Source organism: Serratia sp. CY33525 (assembly GCF_052169115.1).
GTDB lineage: Bacteria > Pseudomonadota > Gammaproteobacteria > Enterobacterales > Enterobacteriaceae > Serratia > Serratia sarumanii.
The window spans coordinates 462,917-478,681 of record NZ_JBJNLK010000003.1 but is presented as its reverse complement, the minus strand read 5'-3'; the positions used below and the strand labels follow the sequence as shown (position 1 = coordinate 478,681).

Here is a 15,765-nt window from a genome sequence, read left to right as displayed (position 1 = left end):
CATGGAATCTGCACCGATACTGTTTGAGGAAACTGCTGTGACTACAAATAACAAAGTTCGCAATGTCGATGTACGCGCGCCACGCGGCACACAATTAAACGCAAAAAGCTGGCTGACCGAAGCGCCGTTACGCATGCTGATGAACAACCTCGATCCTGAAGTTGCGGAGAACCCACACGAGCTGGTGGTGTACGGCGGCATCGGCCGCGCCGCGCGCGACTGGGATTGCTACGACAAGATCGTCGAAACGCTGAAAACGCTGGAAGAAGACGAAACCCTGCTGGTGCAGTCCGGCAAGCCGGTCGGCGTCTTCAAAACCCACAGCAACGCGCCGCGCGTGCTGATCGCCAACTCCAACCTGGTGCCGCACTGGGCGACCTGGGAACACTTCAACGAGCTGGACGCCAAAGGCCTGGCCATGTACGGCCAGATGACCGCCGGCAGCTGGATCTACATCGGCAGCCAGGGCATCGTTCAGGGCACCTATGAGACCTTCGTCGAAGCGGGCCGCCAGCATTACGACGGCAGCCTGCAGGGCCGCTGGGTGCTGACCGCGGGCCTGGGCGGCATGGGCGGCGCGCAGCCGCTGGCCGCGACGCTGGCGGGCGCCTGCTCGCTGAACATCGAATGTCAGCAGAGCCGCATCGATTTCCGCCTGAAAACCCGCTACGTCGATGAGCAGGCTAAAGATTTGGACGACGCGCTGGCACGCATCAAAAAATACACCTCGGAAGGCAAAGCCATCTCCATCGCCCTGTGCGGCAACGCGGCGGAAATCCTGCCTGAGCTGGTTCGCCGCGGCGTGCGCCCGGACATGGTCACCGATCAGACCAGCGCCCACGATCCGCTGAACGGCTACCTGCCGAAAGGCTGGAGCTGGGAAGAATATCGCCAGCGCGCCCAGACCGAACCGGCCAAAGTGGTCGCCGCCGCCAAGCAGTCGATGGCCGATCACGTCAAAGCCATGCTGGCCTTCCAGCAGATGGGCGTGCCGACCTTCGACTACGGCAACAACATTCGCCAGATGGCGAAAGAAACCGGCGTCGACAACGCCTTCGACTTCCCGGGCTTCGTGCCGGCCTACATCCGTCCGCTGTTCTGCCGCGGCATCGGGCCGTTCCGCTGGGCAGCGCTGTCCGGCGATCCGCAGGACATCTACAAAACCGATGCCATGGTGAAAGAGCTGATCCCGGATGACGAACACCTGCACCGCTGGCTGGACATGGCGCGCGAGCGCATCAGCTTCCAGGGCCTGCCGGCGCGCATCTGCTGGGTTGGCCTCGGCCAGCGTGCCAAGCTGGGCCTGGCGTTCAACGAGATGGTGCGCCGCGGCGAACTGTCCGCCCCGATCGTCATCGGCCGCGACCACCTGGATTCCGGCTCCGTTTCCAGCCCGAACCGTGAAACCGAAGCGATGAAAGACGGTTCCGATGCGGTTTCCGACTGGCCGTTGCTCAACGCCCTGCTGAACACCGCCAGCGGCGCCACCTGGGTTTCCCTGCACCACGGCGGCGGCGTCGGCATGGGCTTCTCCCAACACTCCGGCATGGTGATCGTCTGCGACGGCACCGACGAAGCCGCCGAGCGCATCGCCCGCGTCCTGCACAATGACCCGGCTACCGGGGTCATGCGTCACGCCGACGCCGGTTACGATATCGCTATCGACTGCGCCCGTGAGCAAGGCCTGAACCTGCCGATGGTTGCCGCGACCCAAGGAGAAAAAGCATGAAAGCGCTGACTATTCGCCCAGGCAAACTGACGCTGGCCCAGCTACGCGACGTCTATCAACACCCGGTGACGCTGACGCTGGACGACAACGCCTACGCGCCAATCCAGCAGAGCGTGGCCTGCGTGGAACGCATCGTTGAAGAAAACCGCACCACTTACGGCATCAATACCGGGTTTGGCCTGCTGGCTTCGACGCGCATCGCCCGCGACGATCTGGAAAACCTGCAGCGTTCGATCGTGCTGTCGCACGCCGCCGGCGTGGGCGAGCCGACCGACGACAATCTGGTGCGCCTGATCATGGTGCTGAAGATCAACAGCCTGTCGCGCGGCTTCTCCGGCATTCGTCTGGAAGTCATCCAGGCGCTGATCGCGCTGGTCAACGCCGAAGTTTATCCGCATATTCCGCTGAAAGGCTCCGTCGGCGCCTCCGGCGACCTGGCGCCGCTGGCGCACATGAGCCTGGTGCTGCTGGGCGAAGGCCAGGCGCGCCATCAGGGCCAATGGCTGCCGGCGACTGAAGCGCTGGCCAAGGCCGGCCTGAAACCGCTGACGCTGGCGGCGAAAGAGGGCCTGGCGCTGCTGAACGGCACCCAGGTCTCCGCCGCCTTCGCGCTGCGCGGCCTGTTCGATGCCGAAGACCTGTTCGCCGCCGCGACCGTGGCGGGCAGCCTGACGGTGGAAGCGGCGCTGGGCTCTCGCAGCCCGTTCGATGCGCGTATCCACGAGGTGCGCGGCCAGCGCGGCCAGATCGACGCCGCCCTCGCCTACCGCCACCTGCTCGGCGCGCGCAGCGAAATCTCCGACTCGCATCGCAACTGCGAAAAAGTGCAGGATCCTTACTCCCTGCGCTGCCAGCCGCAGGTGATGGGCGCCTGCCTGACGCAGATCCGCCAGGCCGCCGAGGTGCTGGAAATTGAAGCCAACGCCGTCTCGGATAACCCGCTGGTGTTCGCCGAACAGGGCGACGTGCTGTCCGGCGGCAACTTCCACGCCGAGCCGGTGGCGATGGCCGCCGATAACCTGGCGCTGGCGTTCGCCGAAATCGGTTCGCTATCAGAACGTCGCATCTCGCTGATGATGGACAAGCACATGTCGCAGCTGCCACCGTTCCTGGTGGAAAACGGCGGCGTGAACTCCGGCTTCATGATCGCCCAGGTGACCGCCGCGGCGCTGGCCAGCGAAAACAAAGCGCTGGCGCACCCGTCGAGCGTCGACAGCATTCCGACCTCCGCCAACCAGGAAGACCACGTTTCCATGGCGCCGGCCGCCGGTCGCCGCCTGTGGATCATGGCGGACAACGTGCGCGGCATTCTGGCGGTCGAATGGCTGGCCGCCTGCCAGGGCCTGGATTTCCGCAACGGCCTGAAGACCTCGGAAGGTCTGGAGCAGGCGCGCCGTCTGCTGCGCGAGCATGTCAGTTTCTACGACAAGGATCGTTTCTTCGCCCCCGACATTGAAGCCGCCAGCCAACTCTTGGCGGCCGGTCACCTGACATCGCTGCTGCCTGCGGCGCTGCTGCCTAGCCAGGCATAATCATCACACACTGAATCACGCAGTTTGTTCTGCCCCGCCGGGTGCGTTCCACCCGGCGCGGGCAGCGCGTGCCTGTTCGGCAAACACTTAACGGGAAGCAACATGCGTAACGAAACAACACAACTCAGACGCGGACTAAACGCGCGGCACATCCGTTTCATGGCTCTCGGCTCGGCGATCGGCACCGGCCTGTTCTACGGCTCCGCCGGCGCCATCCAGCTGGCTGGCCCGGCCGTGCTGCTGGCCTACCTGGTGGGCGGCGCGGCGGTGTTCATGGTGATGCGCGCGCTGGGTGAAATGGCGGTGCACCAGCCGGTTTCCGGCTCGTTCGGCCACTACGCCAGCCACTATCTCGGCCCGCTGGCCGGGTTCCTCACCGGTTGGACCTACACCTTCGAAATGGTGATCGTCGCTTTGGCGGACGTCACCGCCTTCGGCATTTATATGGGGTTGTGGTTCCCGGACGTCGCCCAGTGGGTCTGGGTGCTCAGCATCATTCTGTTTATCGGCGCGCTCAATTTGTGCAGCGTCAAGGTGTTCGGTGAGCTGGAGTTCTGGCTGTCGCTGGTCAAGGTCGCCGCCATCGTGGCGATGATCGTCGGCGGCGCGGCGGTGATGCTGTTCGGCTTCGGCCAAGCCCAGCACGCTACCGGTATCAGTAACCTGTGGCAGCACGGCGGCTTTATGCCTAACGGCATCGGCGGCGTGGTCGCGTCATTGGCGGTGGTGATGTTCGCCTTCGGCGGCATCGAGATCATCGGCATTACCGCCAGCGAGGCGAAAGACCCCGCCAAAGTGCTGCCGAAAGCGATCAACGCCGTGCCGGTGCGCATCCTGCTGTTTTACGTGCTGACGCTGACGGTGCTGATGGCGATCTACCCGTGGAACAGCATCGGCCAGAACGGCAGCCCGTTCGTTGAGATCTTCAGCAACCTCGGCATCAGCTCCGCCGCCAACGTGCTGAACGTGGTGGTGATCACCGCCGCCATCTCGGCCATCAACAGCGACATCTTCGGCGCCGGCCGCATGATGTACGGCATGGCGCAGGACGGCCAGGCGCCGCGCAGCTTCACCAAACTGACCGCCAGCGGCGTGCCGTGGATGACGGTGCTGGTGATGTCGGTCGCCCTGCTGCTGGCGGTGGTGCTCAACTACCTGATCCCGGAGAAGGTCTTCATGATCATCGCCTCGATCGCCACCTTCGCCACCGTCTGGGTGTGGCTGATGATCCTGCTGTCGCAGATCGTCATGCGCCGCACGCTGTCGCCGGAAGAAACTCGTCAGTTGAGCTTCCCGGTTCCATGGTGGCCGGTGGCGCCGGCGCTGGCGACCGCCTTTATGGCATTCGTCATCGGCCTGCTCGGCTACTTCGAAGAGAGCCGCATCGCGCTGTACGTCGGGCTGGTGTGGATTGCTTTACTCACCGTGGCTTACTGGCTGTGGGTGCGCAAGAAAGGCGGGGGTTCGCCGGTGACCGCGGCAACGCAACAGATGTAACGCTCGCTTCTGATAAAACCCGCTGCGGCGGGTTTTTTAATGCGCCTGCGCCAATGCTTGCAGGACATCCGCCTGCAAGTCGTCAAACGCCTCCAGCCCGGCGGACAACCGCACCAATCCCTCGCTGATATGATGGCGCCGCCGCTCTTCGGGGCTGTAGGCCGAGTGCGTCATGCTGGCCGGGTGTTGCGCCAGGCTTTCGCAATCGCCCAGGCTGACCGCGCGCAAGATGAGCTGCAGCGCATTGAGGAAGCGAATGCCTGCACTCATGCCGCCCCGCAGCTCAAACGCCAGCATGCCGCCGGGGCGCGCCATTTGCCGCTGCGCCAACGCATGCTGCGGAAAGTTCGCCAGGCCGGGATAATACACCCGCTCGACCGCAGGATGCTCCGCCAACATCACCGCCAGACGCTGCGCGTTATCGCAATGACGATCCATGCGCAGCGGCAAGGTTTTCAAACCGCGCAGTACCAGCGCAGCATCCTGCGCCGACAGCACTGCCCCGTTCATGTCCTTCAGCCCCTCAAGCCGGATCGTCTGCGCCAGCGCCTCGCTCGTCACCGCCAGCCCGGCCAGCAGATCGCCGTGGCCGCCGAGGTACTTGGTGGCCGAGTGCACCACGATGTCGGCGCCCAGCGTCAGCGGCCGCTGCAGGTACGGCGTACAGTAGGTGTTGTCCACCAGCAGCAACGCCTGATGCCGGTGTGCAATCTCCGCCACTGCGGCGATATCGATCAGTCGCATGTTGGGGTTGGCCGGGGTTTCGCAATACACCAGCCGGGTGCGCCTACCGATCGCGGCGGCCAGCCGCTCCGGCCGGGTCAGATCAACATGGGTTATCTTGACGCCAAAGCGCGCCAGACCGTGATGAAAATAGCTGAAGGTGCACCCATACACCGTTTCATCGACGATCAGCTCATCGCCCGGGCTGAGCAACGTCCAGCAACAGGCGGTGATCGCCCCCATGCCGGAAGAGAACGCCACCGCCGCTTCCCCCTCTTCGAGGTTGGCGATGCGCTGCTCCAGCAGATTCAGCGTCGGGTTGGCGATACGTGAATAGAAATACCCCGGTTCGGTGCCGGCAAAGCAAGCGCCGCCATATTCCGCCGTGGGAAAGGTAAAAGTGGAGCTCATAAACACCGGCGGGCACAGCGCCCCCTGATGCTGCTGAGGATCGTAGCCATAATGAATAGCGCGGGTAGCGAAGGCATGGTCAAGTTTGCCGGACATAACGACTCCTTATCTGAGTGAACGAAGCCGATTCAATTATTCATCGGAAGCATCCGGCGGCAACGCGCCATCCCGTGTACGCCGCCCGATAATTTGCAGAGTGCGCAGCAGCAGCATGACGCCCAGCAGGGTGTCCGGCTGCTTCAGCAAGGCGTAAGCCGCACGAAAATTGGCGGGCGGCGGGTTCAATTGCAGCTCGCTGTGCGCCATCTTCAACGCAGTCCCTCCCTCCCAACCGACCGTAACCAGCCCTTCGAATACGCCGGCCAGTTTTTCCACCAGCGCGTTGTCGGCGATATCCACTACGTCCGACAGCAACGACAGCAGATCGACCACGTTGTCCAGCCGCCCGCCGGCCAGCAGCGGCCGCAGTTTTTCCAGCAAGCCCGCCAGCGATTGGAGTTCATCACCATGCACCGTGCTTTCCGTCATATCAGCCCCCTTACCGTGGCCCAATACAGACCGCGGTTAAAACCGTTGCGCAGCATGCCGCCCACCTTGGTGGCCGGGGTCGGCAGCACGTCGTGACGGTAGTCGTACACCAGCGGCATGCCGGCATTCAGCCCCATTTGCGCGACCGCCTGCACCTTGCCGTCGTAATGGCTGACCGTTTGCCCCAGCCGTATTTCCGCCACGATGTTGTCGGCGATCACCGGCGCCTGATTGTGGCAAGAACCGCCCGCCTTGCTGACCGGCAGATCCACGGTGTCGCCTATCACATATACGCCCTGCTGGCCGTACACCTGTAGCGTTTGGTGATCGGTCGGCAACCACCCCTCGCCGTTTTGAATATCGCTCAGGCCGGTGTTGCGCACCGCTTCCACCGCCCGGATCGGCGGCGTGGCCATCAGGATGTCAAACGGCTGTTCCTCCCCCTCGGCGGAATAGGCGATATTGCGCTGCGCATCCACCCGGCTGAGGGTAAAACCGCGCTGGTGACGGATATCGCGCGCGGCAAAAATGGCGGGCAGCGCTTCGCCGGTCGGGCGCTGCAAAAACAGGCAGTTGCGCAGCAATTGGGAAATGGTCGGATAGGTATAAACAATCTCAACCGCCTTACGCACGCCGCGCCGCCGCAGGTAGTCATCCAGCATCAGCGTGGTTTCGATCGGCGCGATGCCGCACTGGTGGGGCACGTTGGGGGTTTCAGGGAAGGAAACGGTGATGAAGATACGCCCTTTCTCGATAGTCGCCAGTTTTTGCGCCAACCGCCTGGCGGCCTGATACTGGTAAAAATGATCGCCCGCCTGCGCCAGCCCTTCGATACGCTCCGGCCAGGGGACGCAGCCGGTAGCAAAGACCAGAAAGTCATAGGAATAAATTTTACCGCTTTGCGTGGCTATATTTCGCTGTGTTAAATCGAAAGATTCCGCTTTATCAACAATGAATTGTATTTCAGGGCGCAATAAACTCTGCTGTGAGCGCGTGAGTTCCTGCTTGAAAAAAGTATTGAACGCCACATACATAAACGCCGGTTTGTAATAATGCAGCGGTGAATCCGATATCATTAATAACTCGACTTTATTATTAATAATTTCTCGGTGCAATTTTTCGGCCAACACATTGGCCAGGATGGTGCCGCCGGTTCCGCCGCCGACAATGACGATTCGCTGTCGCATCAAGCCCTCGCTCAACCGGCCAGCAAGCCGGCAGTATTAAGGCATAGTGAGGATGAAGATCTACGGCAGAACGGCGAGAAATAAACTGCCTCATTGGCAGTCTAGTAACGAATAATTATAAAGCAAATAAAAATGGAATATAAAATAAACACAGTTACTATCTTTAATAAAATTATCGGGTTAAATAGGACCACGTTTTCAATAAAAAACTTATTATTAGACTGACATTCATCACGAATTTAAAACATAAAAAAACCCGCCGCGGCGGGTTTTTATTTAGCAACCGAATCGGTCGAACTTACTGGCCTTTAACTTCTTTCAGGCCGTTGAACGGCGCACGGTCACCCAGCGCTTCTTCGATACGGATCAGTTGGTTGTACTTGGCAACGCGGTCAGAACGGCTCATGGAACCGGTTTTGATCTGGCCAGCCGCAGTCCCTACCGCCAGGTCGGCGATAGTCGCGTCTTCGGTTTCACCGGAACGGTGAGAGATCACCGCGGTGTAGCCGGCGTCTTTCGCCATCTTGATAGCCGCCAGAGTTTCGGTCAGAGAACCGATCTGGTTGAATTTGATCAGGATGGAGTTAGCGATGCCTTTCTCGATGCCTTCTTTCAGGATCTTGGTGTTGGTAACGAACAGATCGTCGCCCACCAGCTGGATTTTGTCGCCCAGAACTTTGGTCTGGTAAGCGAAGCCCGCCCAGTCGGATTCATCCAGGCCGTCTTCGATAGACACGATTGGGTACTGTTTGGTCAGATCTTCCAGGAAGTGAGTGAACTCTTCGGAAGTGAAGGCTTTGTTGCCTTCGCCGGCCAGCACGTATTTACCGTCTTTGTAGAATTCGGAAGCCGCGCAGTCCATCGCCAGAGTGACGTCTTTGCCCAGCTCGTAGCCCGCCGCTTTTACCGCTTCAGCGATAACCGCCAGCGCTTCGGCGTTGGAACCCAGGTTTGGCGCGTAGCCGCCTTCGTCGCCCACGGCGGTGTTCATGCCTTTGGCTTTCAGAACTTTCGCCAGGTGGTGGAACACTTCAGAACCGATGCGCACCGCTTCTTTCAGGGTTTTCGCGCCAACCGGCTGAATCATGAATTCCTGAATGTCGACGTTGTTGTCAGCGTGCTCGCCGCCGTTGATGATGTTCATCATCGGCAGTGGCATGGAGAATTTGCCTGGGGTGCCGTTCAGTTCAGCGATGTGCTCGTACAGCGGCATGCCTTTAGAAGCTGCGGCCGCTTTCGCTGCTGCCAAGGAAACCGCCAGAATGGCGTTGGCGCCGAAGTTGGATTTGTTTTCGGTGCCGTCCAGCTCGATCATGATCTTGTCGATGTTCGCCTGGTCTTTGGCATCTTTACCCAGTACTGCCTGAGCAATCGGACCGTTTACTGCAGCAACGGCTTTCAGTACGCCTTTACCCAGGAAACGAGACTTGTCACCGTCACGCAGTTCCAGCGCTTCGCGGGAACCGGTAGAAGCACCTGACGGCGCAGCAGCCAGGCCGACGAAACCGCCTTCCAGATGAACTTCGGCTTCAACAGTCGGGTTACCGCGGGAGTCGATGATTTCACGACCGATGACTTTAACGATTTTGGACATTAGGTTTTCCTCAGTACAAGTTAAACTAAAACTCCAGACAAACAGCGCGCGGTTCTCACCGCGCGCCGCCTACCAAATATTTTATTTCACCTGGCGCTTCTGATGCTCGCCTGCGGCTTTCACGAAGCCGGCGAACAGCGGATGCCCATCACGCGGCGTAGACGTAAATTCCGGGTGGAACTGACAGGCTACAAACCACGGGTGATTCGGCAGTTCAATGATCTCGACCAGCTTGTTGTCGGCGGAACGACCGGCGACACGCAGCCCTGCGGCTTCGATCTGCTTCAACAGCATGTTGTTAACTTCGTAACGGTGACGGTGACGCTCGACAATGGTCGGTTCGCCATACAGCTGACGCACCAGGCTGTTGTCGATCAGGTTGCACTGTTGGCCACCTACGCGCATCGTGCCGCCCAAATCGCTTTCTTCGCTGCGCACTTCGACGTTGCCGTCTTCGTCGCGCCATTCGGTGATCAACGCCACCACCGGGTACTTACAGTCTGGCATAAACTCGGTGGAGTTGGCGTTTTCCATGCCCGCCACGTTGCGAGCGAACTCCATCAACGCCACCTGCATGCCCAGGCAAATGCCCAGGTAAGGAATGTTGTTCTCGCGCGCATAGCGTGCGGTCATCACTTTGCCTTCCACGCCGCGGTAACCGAAGCCGCCCGGGATCAGGATCGCGTCCAGCCCTTTCAGCACTTCCACGCCGCGGGTTTCCACGTCCTGCGAGTCGATCAGCTTGATGTTCACGGTCAGACGGTTTTTCAGCCCGCCGTGCTTCAGCGCTTCGATCACCGACTTGTAGGCGTCCGGCAGCTCAACGTATTTGCCGACCATGCCGATGGTCACTTCGCCGCCCGGATTGGCTTCTTCGTAGATCACCTGTTCCCATTCGGCCAGGTTGGCTTCCGGTGCGTTCAAGCTGAATCGTTTACAAATATAATCGTCCAGCCCCTGAGATTTCAATAGGCCTGGGATTTTATAAATAGAATCAACGTCTTTCAGAGAGATAACCGCTTTTTCTGGCACGTTGCAGAAAAGCGCGATTTTAGCGCGTTCGTTAGCAGGAACTGCGCGATCGGAACGGCAAATCAGCACATCAGGCTGAATACCGATGGAAAGCAGCTCTTTTACGGAATGCTGGGTCGGCTTGGTTTTCACTTCGCCGGCCGCCGCCATGTACGGCACCAGCGTCAGGTGCATATACAGAGTGTGCTCGCGGCCCACTTCCACCGCCATCTGACGGATAGCTTCGAGGAACGGCAGCGATTCGATATCGCCGACGGTGCCGCCGATTTCCACCAGCACCACATCGTGGCCTTCGCCACCTTCGATGATGCGCTCTTTGATCGCGTTGGTGATGTGCGGAATGACCTGCACGGTCGCACCCAGATAGTCGCCGCGGCGTTCTTTACGCAGCACGTCGGAGTAGATGCGGCCGGTGGTGAAGTTGTTGCGACGCGACATTTTGGTGCGGATGAAGCGCTCGTAGTGACCCAAATCCAGATCGGTTTCTGCGCCGTCTTCGGTGACGAAAACTTCCCCATGCTGAATCGGGCTCATGGTGCCCGGATCCACGTTGATGTACGGGTCCAGTTTCATGATGGTAACGTTGAGGCCACGGGCTTCAAGAATAGCCGCCAGAGAGGCTGCGGCAATGCCTTTACCCAGAGAGGATACGACCCCGCCGGTCACAAAAATATAATTAGTTGTCATGCTGAACCTGAGAGTTTAGGTTTAAAGACGATGGAAGAACCAGGACGGGAAAGTAGTATACCCGAACCTCTCCTGACCTACAAACGATCGTTTTGCTGTCCATCATCTCGGCCGCCCTCCCGTGTTCATCAGGGTTTACTCCGCCGGCGCCGCATAAACCCTCCAGTTAAAACAAATAGTTAGCAGAGAAAATTTCTTTTTACCGCCCCTCAGGAGCGATAAAACGCCTTAGATTTCAGTTTGTTGCCCTTTTGCCGCCGCCGGCAGCCATGCGCCTCTAACCTGACCGCAAGCTTAACCGTTTCAGCTTGAGTGAACCTTGTCGTCGATCAACATTGTCGCGGCGATTCAGCTTTCCTGACGTTTCACCTGCTGCCAGGCCTCTTCCATCTGCTCCAGCGTGGCGTCTTCAAGCCGCAGCCCGCTTTGCTGGACAATCTCTTCCACCTGGCGGAAGCGGCGCTCGAACTTGCGGTTCGCCGCCTGCAGCGCGTTCTCCGCCTTGTGGCCTAAATGGCGCGACAGGTTCACCGTGGCGAACAGCAGATCGCCGATCTCCTCTTCCAGCTTGCTCTCGTCGACCACCGCCTGGCGGGCTTCGTGCATCACTTCGTCGATCTCTTCGTACACTTTGTCCAGCACCGGGCCCAGGGTGTTCCAGTCGAAGCCGACCGAGGCGCAGCGTTTCTGGATCTTGTGCGCTTTCATCAACGCCGGCAGCGCCTGCGGAATGTCGTCCAGCACCGAGTGCAGCGCTTTTTCGGCGCGCTCGCCGGCCTTCAGCTGCTCCCAGCGCGCCGCCACGGCTTCGCTGTCTCCGCCCTCGGCGTCGCCGAAGATGTGCGGGTGACGGCGCTCCAGCTTGTCGCTGATGGCGGTGCACACCTCATCGAAATCGAACAGCCCCTGCTCCTGCCCCATTTGCGCGTAAAACACCACCTGAAACAGCAAATCGCCCAGCTCGTCACGCAGATCGGCATAGTCCTGCCGCTCGATGGCGTCCAGCACTTCGTAAGTCTCTTCCAACGTATAAGGCGCAATGGTGGCGAAGGTTTGCTTGCGGTCCCACGAGCAACCGATCTGCGGGTCGCGCAGCGTTTTCATGATGTTCAGCAGACGCTGCAGCGGAGTGGATTGGGTCATAAAAAATCTCTGAGAAAGCATGGGGGCGCAGGGGAGCGCCCGCCGAATTCATGGATTTCGGGCCGCATCCGCTATCGATACGGCCCGAAAGGCGATGTGGGCTTAGTTGCCGTGCAGACGCTTGGCGTCTATCACGTCCGGCAGCTGGTTCAGCTTCGCCAGCACCCGGCTCAGCACCTGCTGGTTGTAGATTTCGATATCCATGTCGATGGTGGCCAACTGCTTCTTGGTGTCGCTGCGGCTGGCGACGCCCAGTACGTTGACCTTTTCGTTGGCCAGAATGGTGGTAATGTCGCGCAGCAGCCCGCTGCGATCGTTGGCCATTACGCGCACCACCAGCGAATAACCGCTGGAGTAGCTTTCGCCCCATACCGCGTCGACGATGCGCTCCGGCGCGTGCGATTGCAGATCGACCAGTTGATCGCAGTCCGCCCGGTGGATCGAGATGCCGCGCCCCTGGGTGATAAAGCCAACGATGTCGTCACCCGGGATCGGCTGGCAGCAGCGGGCGATGTGGTGCATCAGGTTGCCCACGCCTTCCACCACCACTCGGCCGTTGTCCTTGTTGCGGGCCGGCGGCGGCGCTTTCTGCTGCACCAGCTGGCGCAGCGCCTCGCGATCCTGCTCTTCGGCGCTCGGCTTGTTGAACTTGCCCTGCAGGTAATTCACCATCTGGTTCAGGCGAATGTCCCCGCCGCCGATCGCCGCCAACACCTCGTCCAGCGAGTTCATGTTGTAGCGCGGGATCAGCAGCTTCTCGGCCTCTTTCAGGCTGATGCCGAGGTGTTCCAGTTCGTTGTCCAGCATCTGGCGGCCGGCGAGAATGTTCTTGTCGCGATCCTGCTTGCGGAACCAGTTGTGGATCTTCGAGCGCCCGCGGCTGGTGGTGACATACCCCAGGTTCGGGTTCAGCCAGTCGCGGCTCGGGTTCGGCTGCTTCTGGGTGATGATCTCAATCTGATCACCCATCTTCAGCTGATAGGTAAACGGCACGATGCGGCCGCCGATCTTGGCGCCGATGCAACGGTGGCCGACGTCGCTGTGAATGTGGTAGGCGAAATCGAGCGGCGTGGAGCCGGCCGGCAGATCCACCACGTCGCCTTTCGGCGTAAACACATACACCCGATCGTCGAACACCTGGCTGCGCACTTCGTCGAGCATCTCGCCGGAGTCCGCCATTTCTTCCTGCCAGGCGATGAGCTTGCGCAGCCAGGCGATGCGTTCTTCGTAGCCGGAGCGCACGGTCACGCCCGCGCCCTCTTTGTACTTCCAGTGCGCGGCTACGCCCAGCTCGGCGTCTTCATGCATTTGCCGGGTGCGGATCTGAATCTCGACGGTTTTGCCGCGCGGCCCCAGCACCACGGTGTGGATAGACTGGTAGCCGTTGGGTTTCGGGTTGGCGACGTAGTCGTCGAACTCGTCCGGCAGATGGCGGAAGTGGGTATGCACGATGCCCAACGCCGCATAGCAATCCTGCAGGCGCTCCGCCACGATGCGCACCGCGCGCACGTCGAACAGTTCGTCGAACGCCAGGTGCTTTTTCTGCATCTTGCGCCAGATGCTGTAGATGTGTTTCGGCCGGCCGTAGATCTCCACCCGAATGCCTTCGCTGGCCATTTCGGCGCGCAGCCCGGCGACGAAATCGTCGATGAACTGTTCGCGATCGATGCGGCGCTCATGCAACAGCTTGGCGATGCGCTTGTATTCTTCCGGATGCAGGTAGCGGAAGCAGAAATCTTCCAGTTCCCACTTCAGCTGGCCGATGCCGAGCCGGTTGGCCAGCGGGGCGTAGATGTTGGAACACTCTTTCGCCGCCAGCACGCGCTCGTCTTCCGGCGCGTCTTTCACCTCGCGCAGGTGAGCGATGCGCTCCGCCAGCTTGATGACCACGCAGCGGAAATCCTCCACCATCGCCAACAGCATGCGGCGCACGTTGTCGACCTGTTCGGAGGCCATCGAGTCGTTTTGGGTGGCTTTCAGTTGGCGAATGGCGTCCATGTCGCGCACGCCGTGCACCAGGGCGACGATGCCCTTGCCGAACGCTTCGGTCAGGGTCTCTTCCTGCACGATGCCGGCGTCCACCAGCGGGAACAGCAGCGCAGCGCGCATGCTGTCGTTGTCCATGCTCAGCGTCGAGAGGATTTCCACCATCTCCAGACCACGCCACAGCAGCAGCGAGGCGTCGGGGTGATTCTGGGTCTGCTGCTCACAATAACGCCAGGTTGCGGCCAATCGCTCACATGACTGCGGGTTAGGTAGCCCCAAGCCGGCTATCCACTCATCGAGAGCGAACTCACCCGCCGTATTCAGATGTGCACTTCTTACCGCAACCATAACTTCTCCCTACTTTGCAGCGACCTCTGGCGCGCGCTCGTTGATAAACAGCGCCATTGATTCAAGATGCCCCGTGTGCGGAAACATATCCAACATCCGCACGCGCGCAAGACGATAACCGGCGCTCAACAGCACTTTGCTGTCGCGAGCCAGCGTGGTGGGGTTACAGGAAACATACACCACCCGCGCCGGCGCCAGTTTTACAATGTGTGACATCACCCCGGCCGCACCGGCGCGGGCGGGATCCAGCATCACCTTATCAAACCCTTGTGCTGCCCAAGGTTGCCGCGCAACGTCGTCCTCCAGATTCTCGTGGAAGAACGATGCATTATTCAGCTTATTCTTATGTGCATTATATTGCCCATTCGCTACCAGCGTGGCAACACCTTCGATGCCCACCACCGCAGCGGCGCGGCGCGCCAGCGGTAGGGTAAAATTGCCCATGCCGCAGAACAGGTCCAGCACCCGATCATTGGGTTGAATGTCGAGCCATTCAAGGGCCTGCGCCACCATTTGTTGGTTTACGGCGTCATTGACCTGAATAAAGTCGCGCGGGCTGAAGTCTAAGCGTAGCCCGTCAACCTGATAATACGGCGTGTCACCGCACAGTTTTTCCACGCGATCGCTGTCCGGCGCCAGGTAAACGGCGAGGTTTTCCCGCTCGCCAAACGCCAACAGCGCCTGCCGATCCGCCTCTTTCAGCGCGTCGAGATGGCGCAGCACCAGCAGCGGGCCGTTATCCGCCAGCACCAGCTCTACATGCCCCAGCCGCCGTACCGCCTGCAGCCCGCTCAGGCAGGCGCGCACCGGCGCCAGCAGCCGTTCCAGCTCCGGCCGCAGCACCGGGCAGTGCTCCACCGCCACCAGCTCGCTGGAGGCCGCCTGTCGAAAGCCCATCATCAGGCGCTGCGGCTTGGGCTGCCACGCCAGGCTCAGGCGGGCGCGACGGCGATAGCCGTATTCCGGGCCGGCGATCACCGGCTCCTGCTGCGGGGTCACCCCGGTTTCGCGGGCGATCATGCGCACCAGCGCCGCCGCCTTGCTCTGCTGTTGCAGCGCCTCATCCGCATGCTGCTGCTGGCAGCCGCCGCACACGCCGAAATGCGGGCAGCGCGGCGCCACCCGCTGTGGGCTGCGGCTCAGCAGGCGCTTGAGCTTGCCTTTGGCGAACTGGCGCTTATCTTCGGTCAGCTGGATTTCCGCCTGCTCGCCCGGCAATACGCCCGGCACGAACACCGCTTTGCCGTCGTGGCGCGCCACGCCCTGGCCGAAAGGATCGAGATCGCTCACCGTCACGGTGAAGATTTGTGAGCTCTGCCGGGTCGTCACGCGGCGTTTGGGAGAGTAGAATTGCGCCATATTTGTCGA

11 protein-coding genes are annotated in these 15,765 nt (G+C 60.6%); 3 read left to right on the top strand and 8 right to left on the bottom strand.

Features of this window, described 5'->3' with window-relative positions:
* Window positions 1-37 precede the first annotated feature (37 nt).
* The 3 genes from hutU to ACJ8IM_RS10915 all read left to right on the top strand — a co-directional run bounded on the left by hutU (window position 38) and on the right by ACJ8IM_RS10915 (window position 4,758).
* On the top strand, window positions 38-1,729 hold the full coding sequence (hutU, locus tag ACJ8IM_RS10925; protein WP_025159649.1) for a urocanate hydratase: 1,692 nt from the start codon (window positions 38-40) through the stop codon (window positions 1,727-1,729).
* Window positions 1,726-3,261: a histidine ammonia-lyase gene (gene hutH, locus ACJ8IM_RS10920; RefSeq protein WP_033652934.1), complete on the top strand. Its 1,536-nt coding sequence runs from the start codon at window positions 1,726-1,728 to the stop codon at window positions 3,259-3,261. The genes hutU and hutH overlap by 4 nt, the downstream gene beginning before the upstream one ends.
* Window positions 3,262-3,363: 102 nt before the next feature.
* Complete coding sequence (locus tag ACJ8IM_RS10915) at window positions 3,364-4,758, top strand: amino acid permease (protein ID WP_033652933.1); 1,395 nt, start codon at window positions 3,364-3,366, stop codon at window positions 4,756-4,758.
* Window positions 4,759-4,794: 36 nt separating this feature from the next.
* Here the strand turns inward: ACJ8IM_RS10915 and ACJ8IM_RS10910 are convergent, their stop codons facing one another.
* The 8 genes from ACJ8IM_RS10910 to rlmD form a co-directional block, all read right to left on the bottom strand.
* The gene (locus ACJ8IM_RS10910) at window positions 4,795-5,988 is read right to left on the bottom strand and encodes a methionine gamma-lyase (protein WP_033652932.1); all 1,194 of its coding nucleotides are present in this window, start codon (window positions 5,986-5,988) and stop codon (window positions 4,795-4,797) included.
* 36 nt (window positions 5,989-6,024) lie between these two features.
* Window positions 6,025-6,420: a hypothetical protein gene (locus ACJ8IM_RS10905; RefSeq protein ID WP_077791442.1), complete on the bottom strand. Its 396-nt coding sequence runs from the start codon at window positions 6,418-6,420 to the stop codon at window positions 6,025-6,027.
* Complete coding sequence (locus tag ACJ8IM_RS10900) at window positions 6,417-7,607, bottom strand: NAD(P)/FAD-dependent oxidoreductase (RefSeq protein WP_033652931.1); 1,191 nt, start codon at window positions 7,605-7,607, stop codon at window positions 6,417-6,419. Before ACJ8IM_RS10900 ends, ACJ8IM_RS10905 begins: the two co-directional genes overlap by 4 nt.
* Window positions 7,608-7,905: 298 nt before the next feature.
* Window positions 7,906-9,201, bottom strand: coding sequence for a phosphopyruvate hydratase (eno, locus tag ACJ8IM_RS10895; RefSeq protein WP_033637140.1), 1,296 nt, complete (start codon window positions 9,199-9,201; stop codon window positions 7,906-7,908).
* Window positions 9,202-9,282: 81 nt separating this feature from the next.
* Window positions 9,283-10,920: a glutamine hydrolyzing CTP synthase gene (gene pyrG, locus ACJ8IM_RS10890; RefSeq protein ID WP_033637139.1), complete on the bottom strand. Its 1,638-nt coding sequence runs from the start codon at window positions 10,918-10,920 to the stop codon at window positions 9,283-9,285.
* Window positions 10,921-11,268: 348 nt separating this feature from the next.
* Window positions 11,269-12,063, bottom strand: a complete 795-nt coding sequence (gene mazG, locus ACJ8IM_RS10885) for a nucleoside triphosphate pyrophosphohydrolase (RefSeq protein ID WP_033649234.1) — start codon at window positions 12,061-12,063, stop codon at window positions 11,269-11,271.
* Window positions 12,064-12,165: 102 nt separating this feature from the next.
* Window positions 12,166-14,397: a GTP diphosphokinase gene (relA, locus tag ACJ8IM_RS10880; protein ID WP_033637137.1), complete on the bottom strand. Its 2,232-nt coding sequence runs from the start codon at window positions 14,395-14,397 to the stop codon at window positions 12,166-12,168.
* 9 nt (window positions 14,398-14,406) lie between these two features.
* Window positions 14,407-15,756, bottom strand: a complete 1,350-nt coding sequence (gene rlmD / locus ACJ8IM_RS10875; RefSeq protein ID WP_033652930.1) for a 23S rRNA (uracil(1939)-C(5))-methyltransferase RlmD — start codon at window positions 15,754-15,756, stop codon at window positions 14,407-14,409.
* Window positions 15,757-15,765 lie beyond the last annotated feature (9 nt).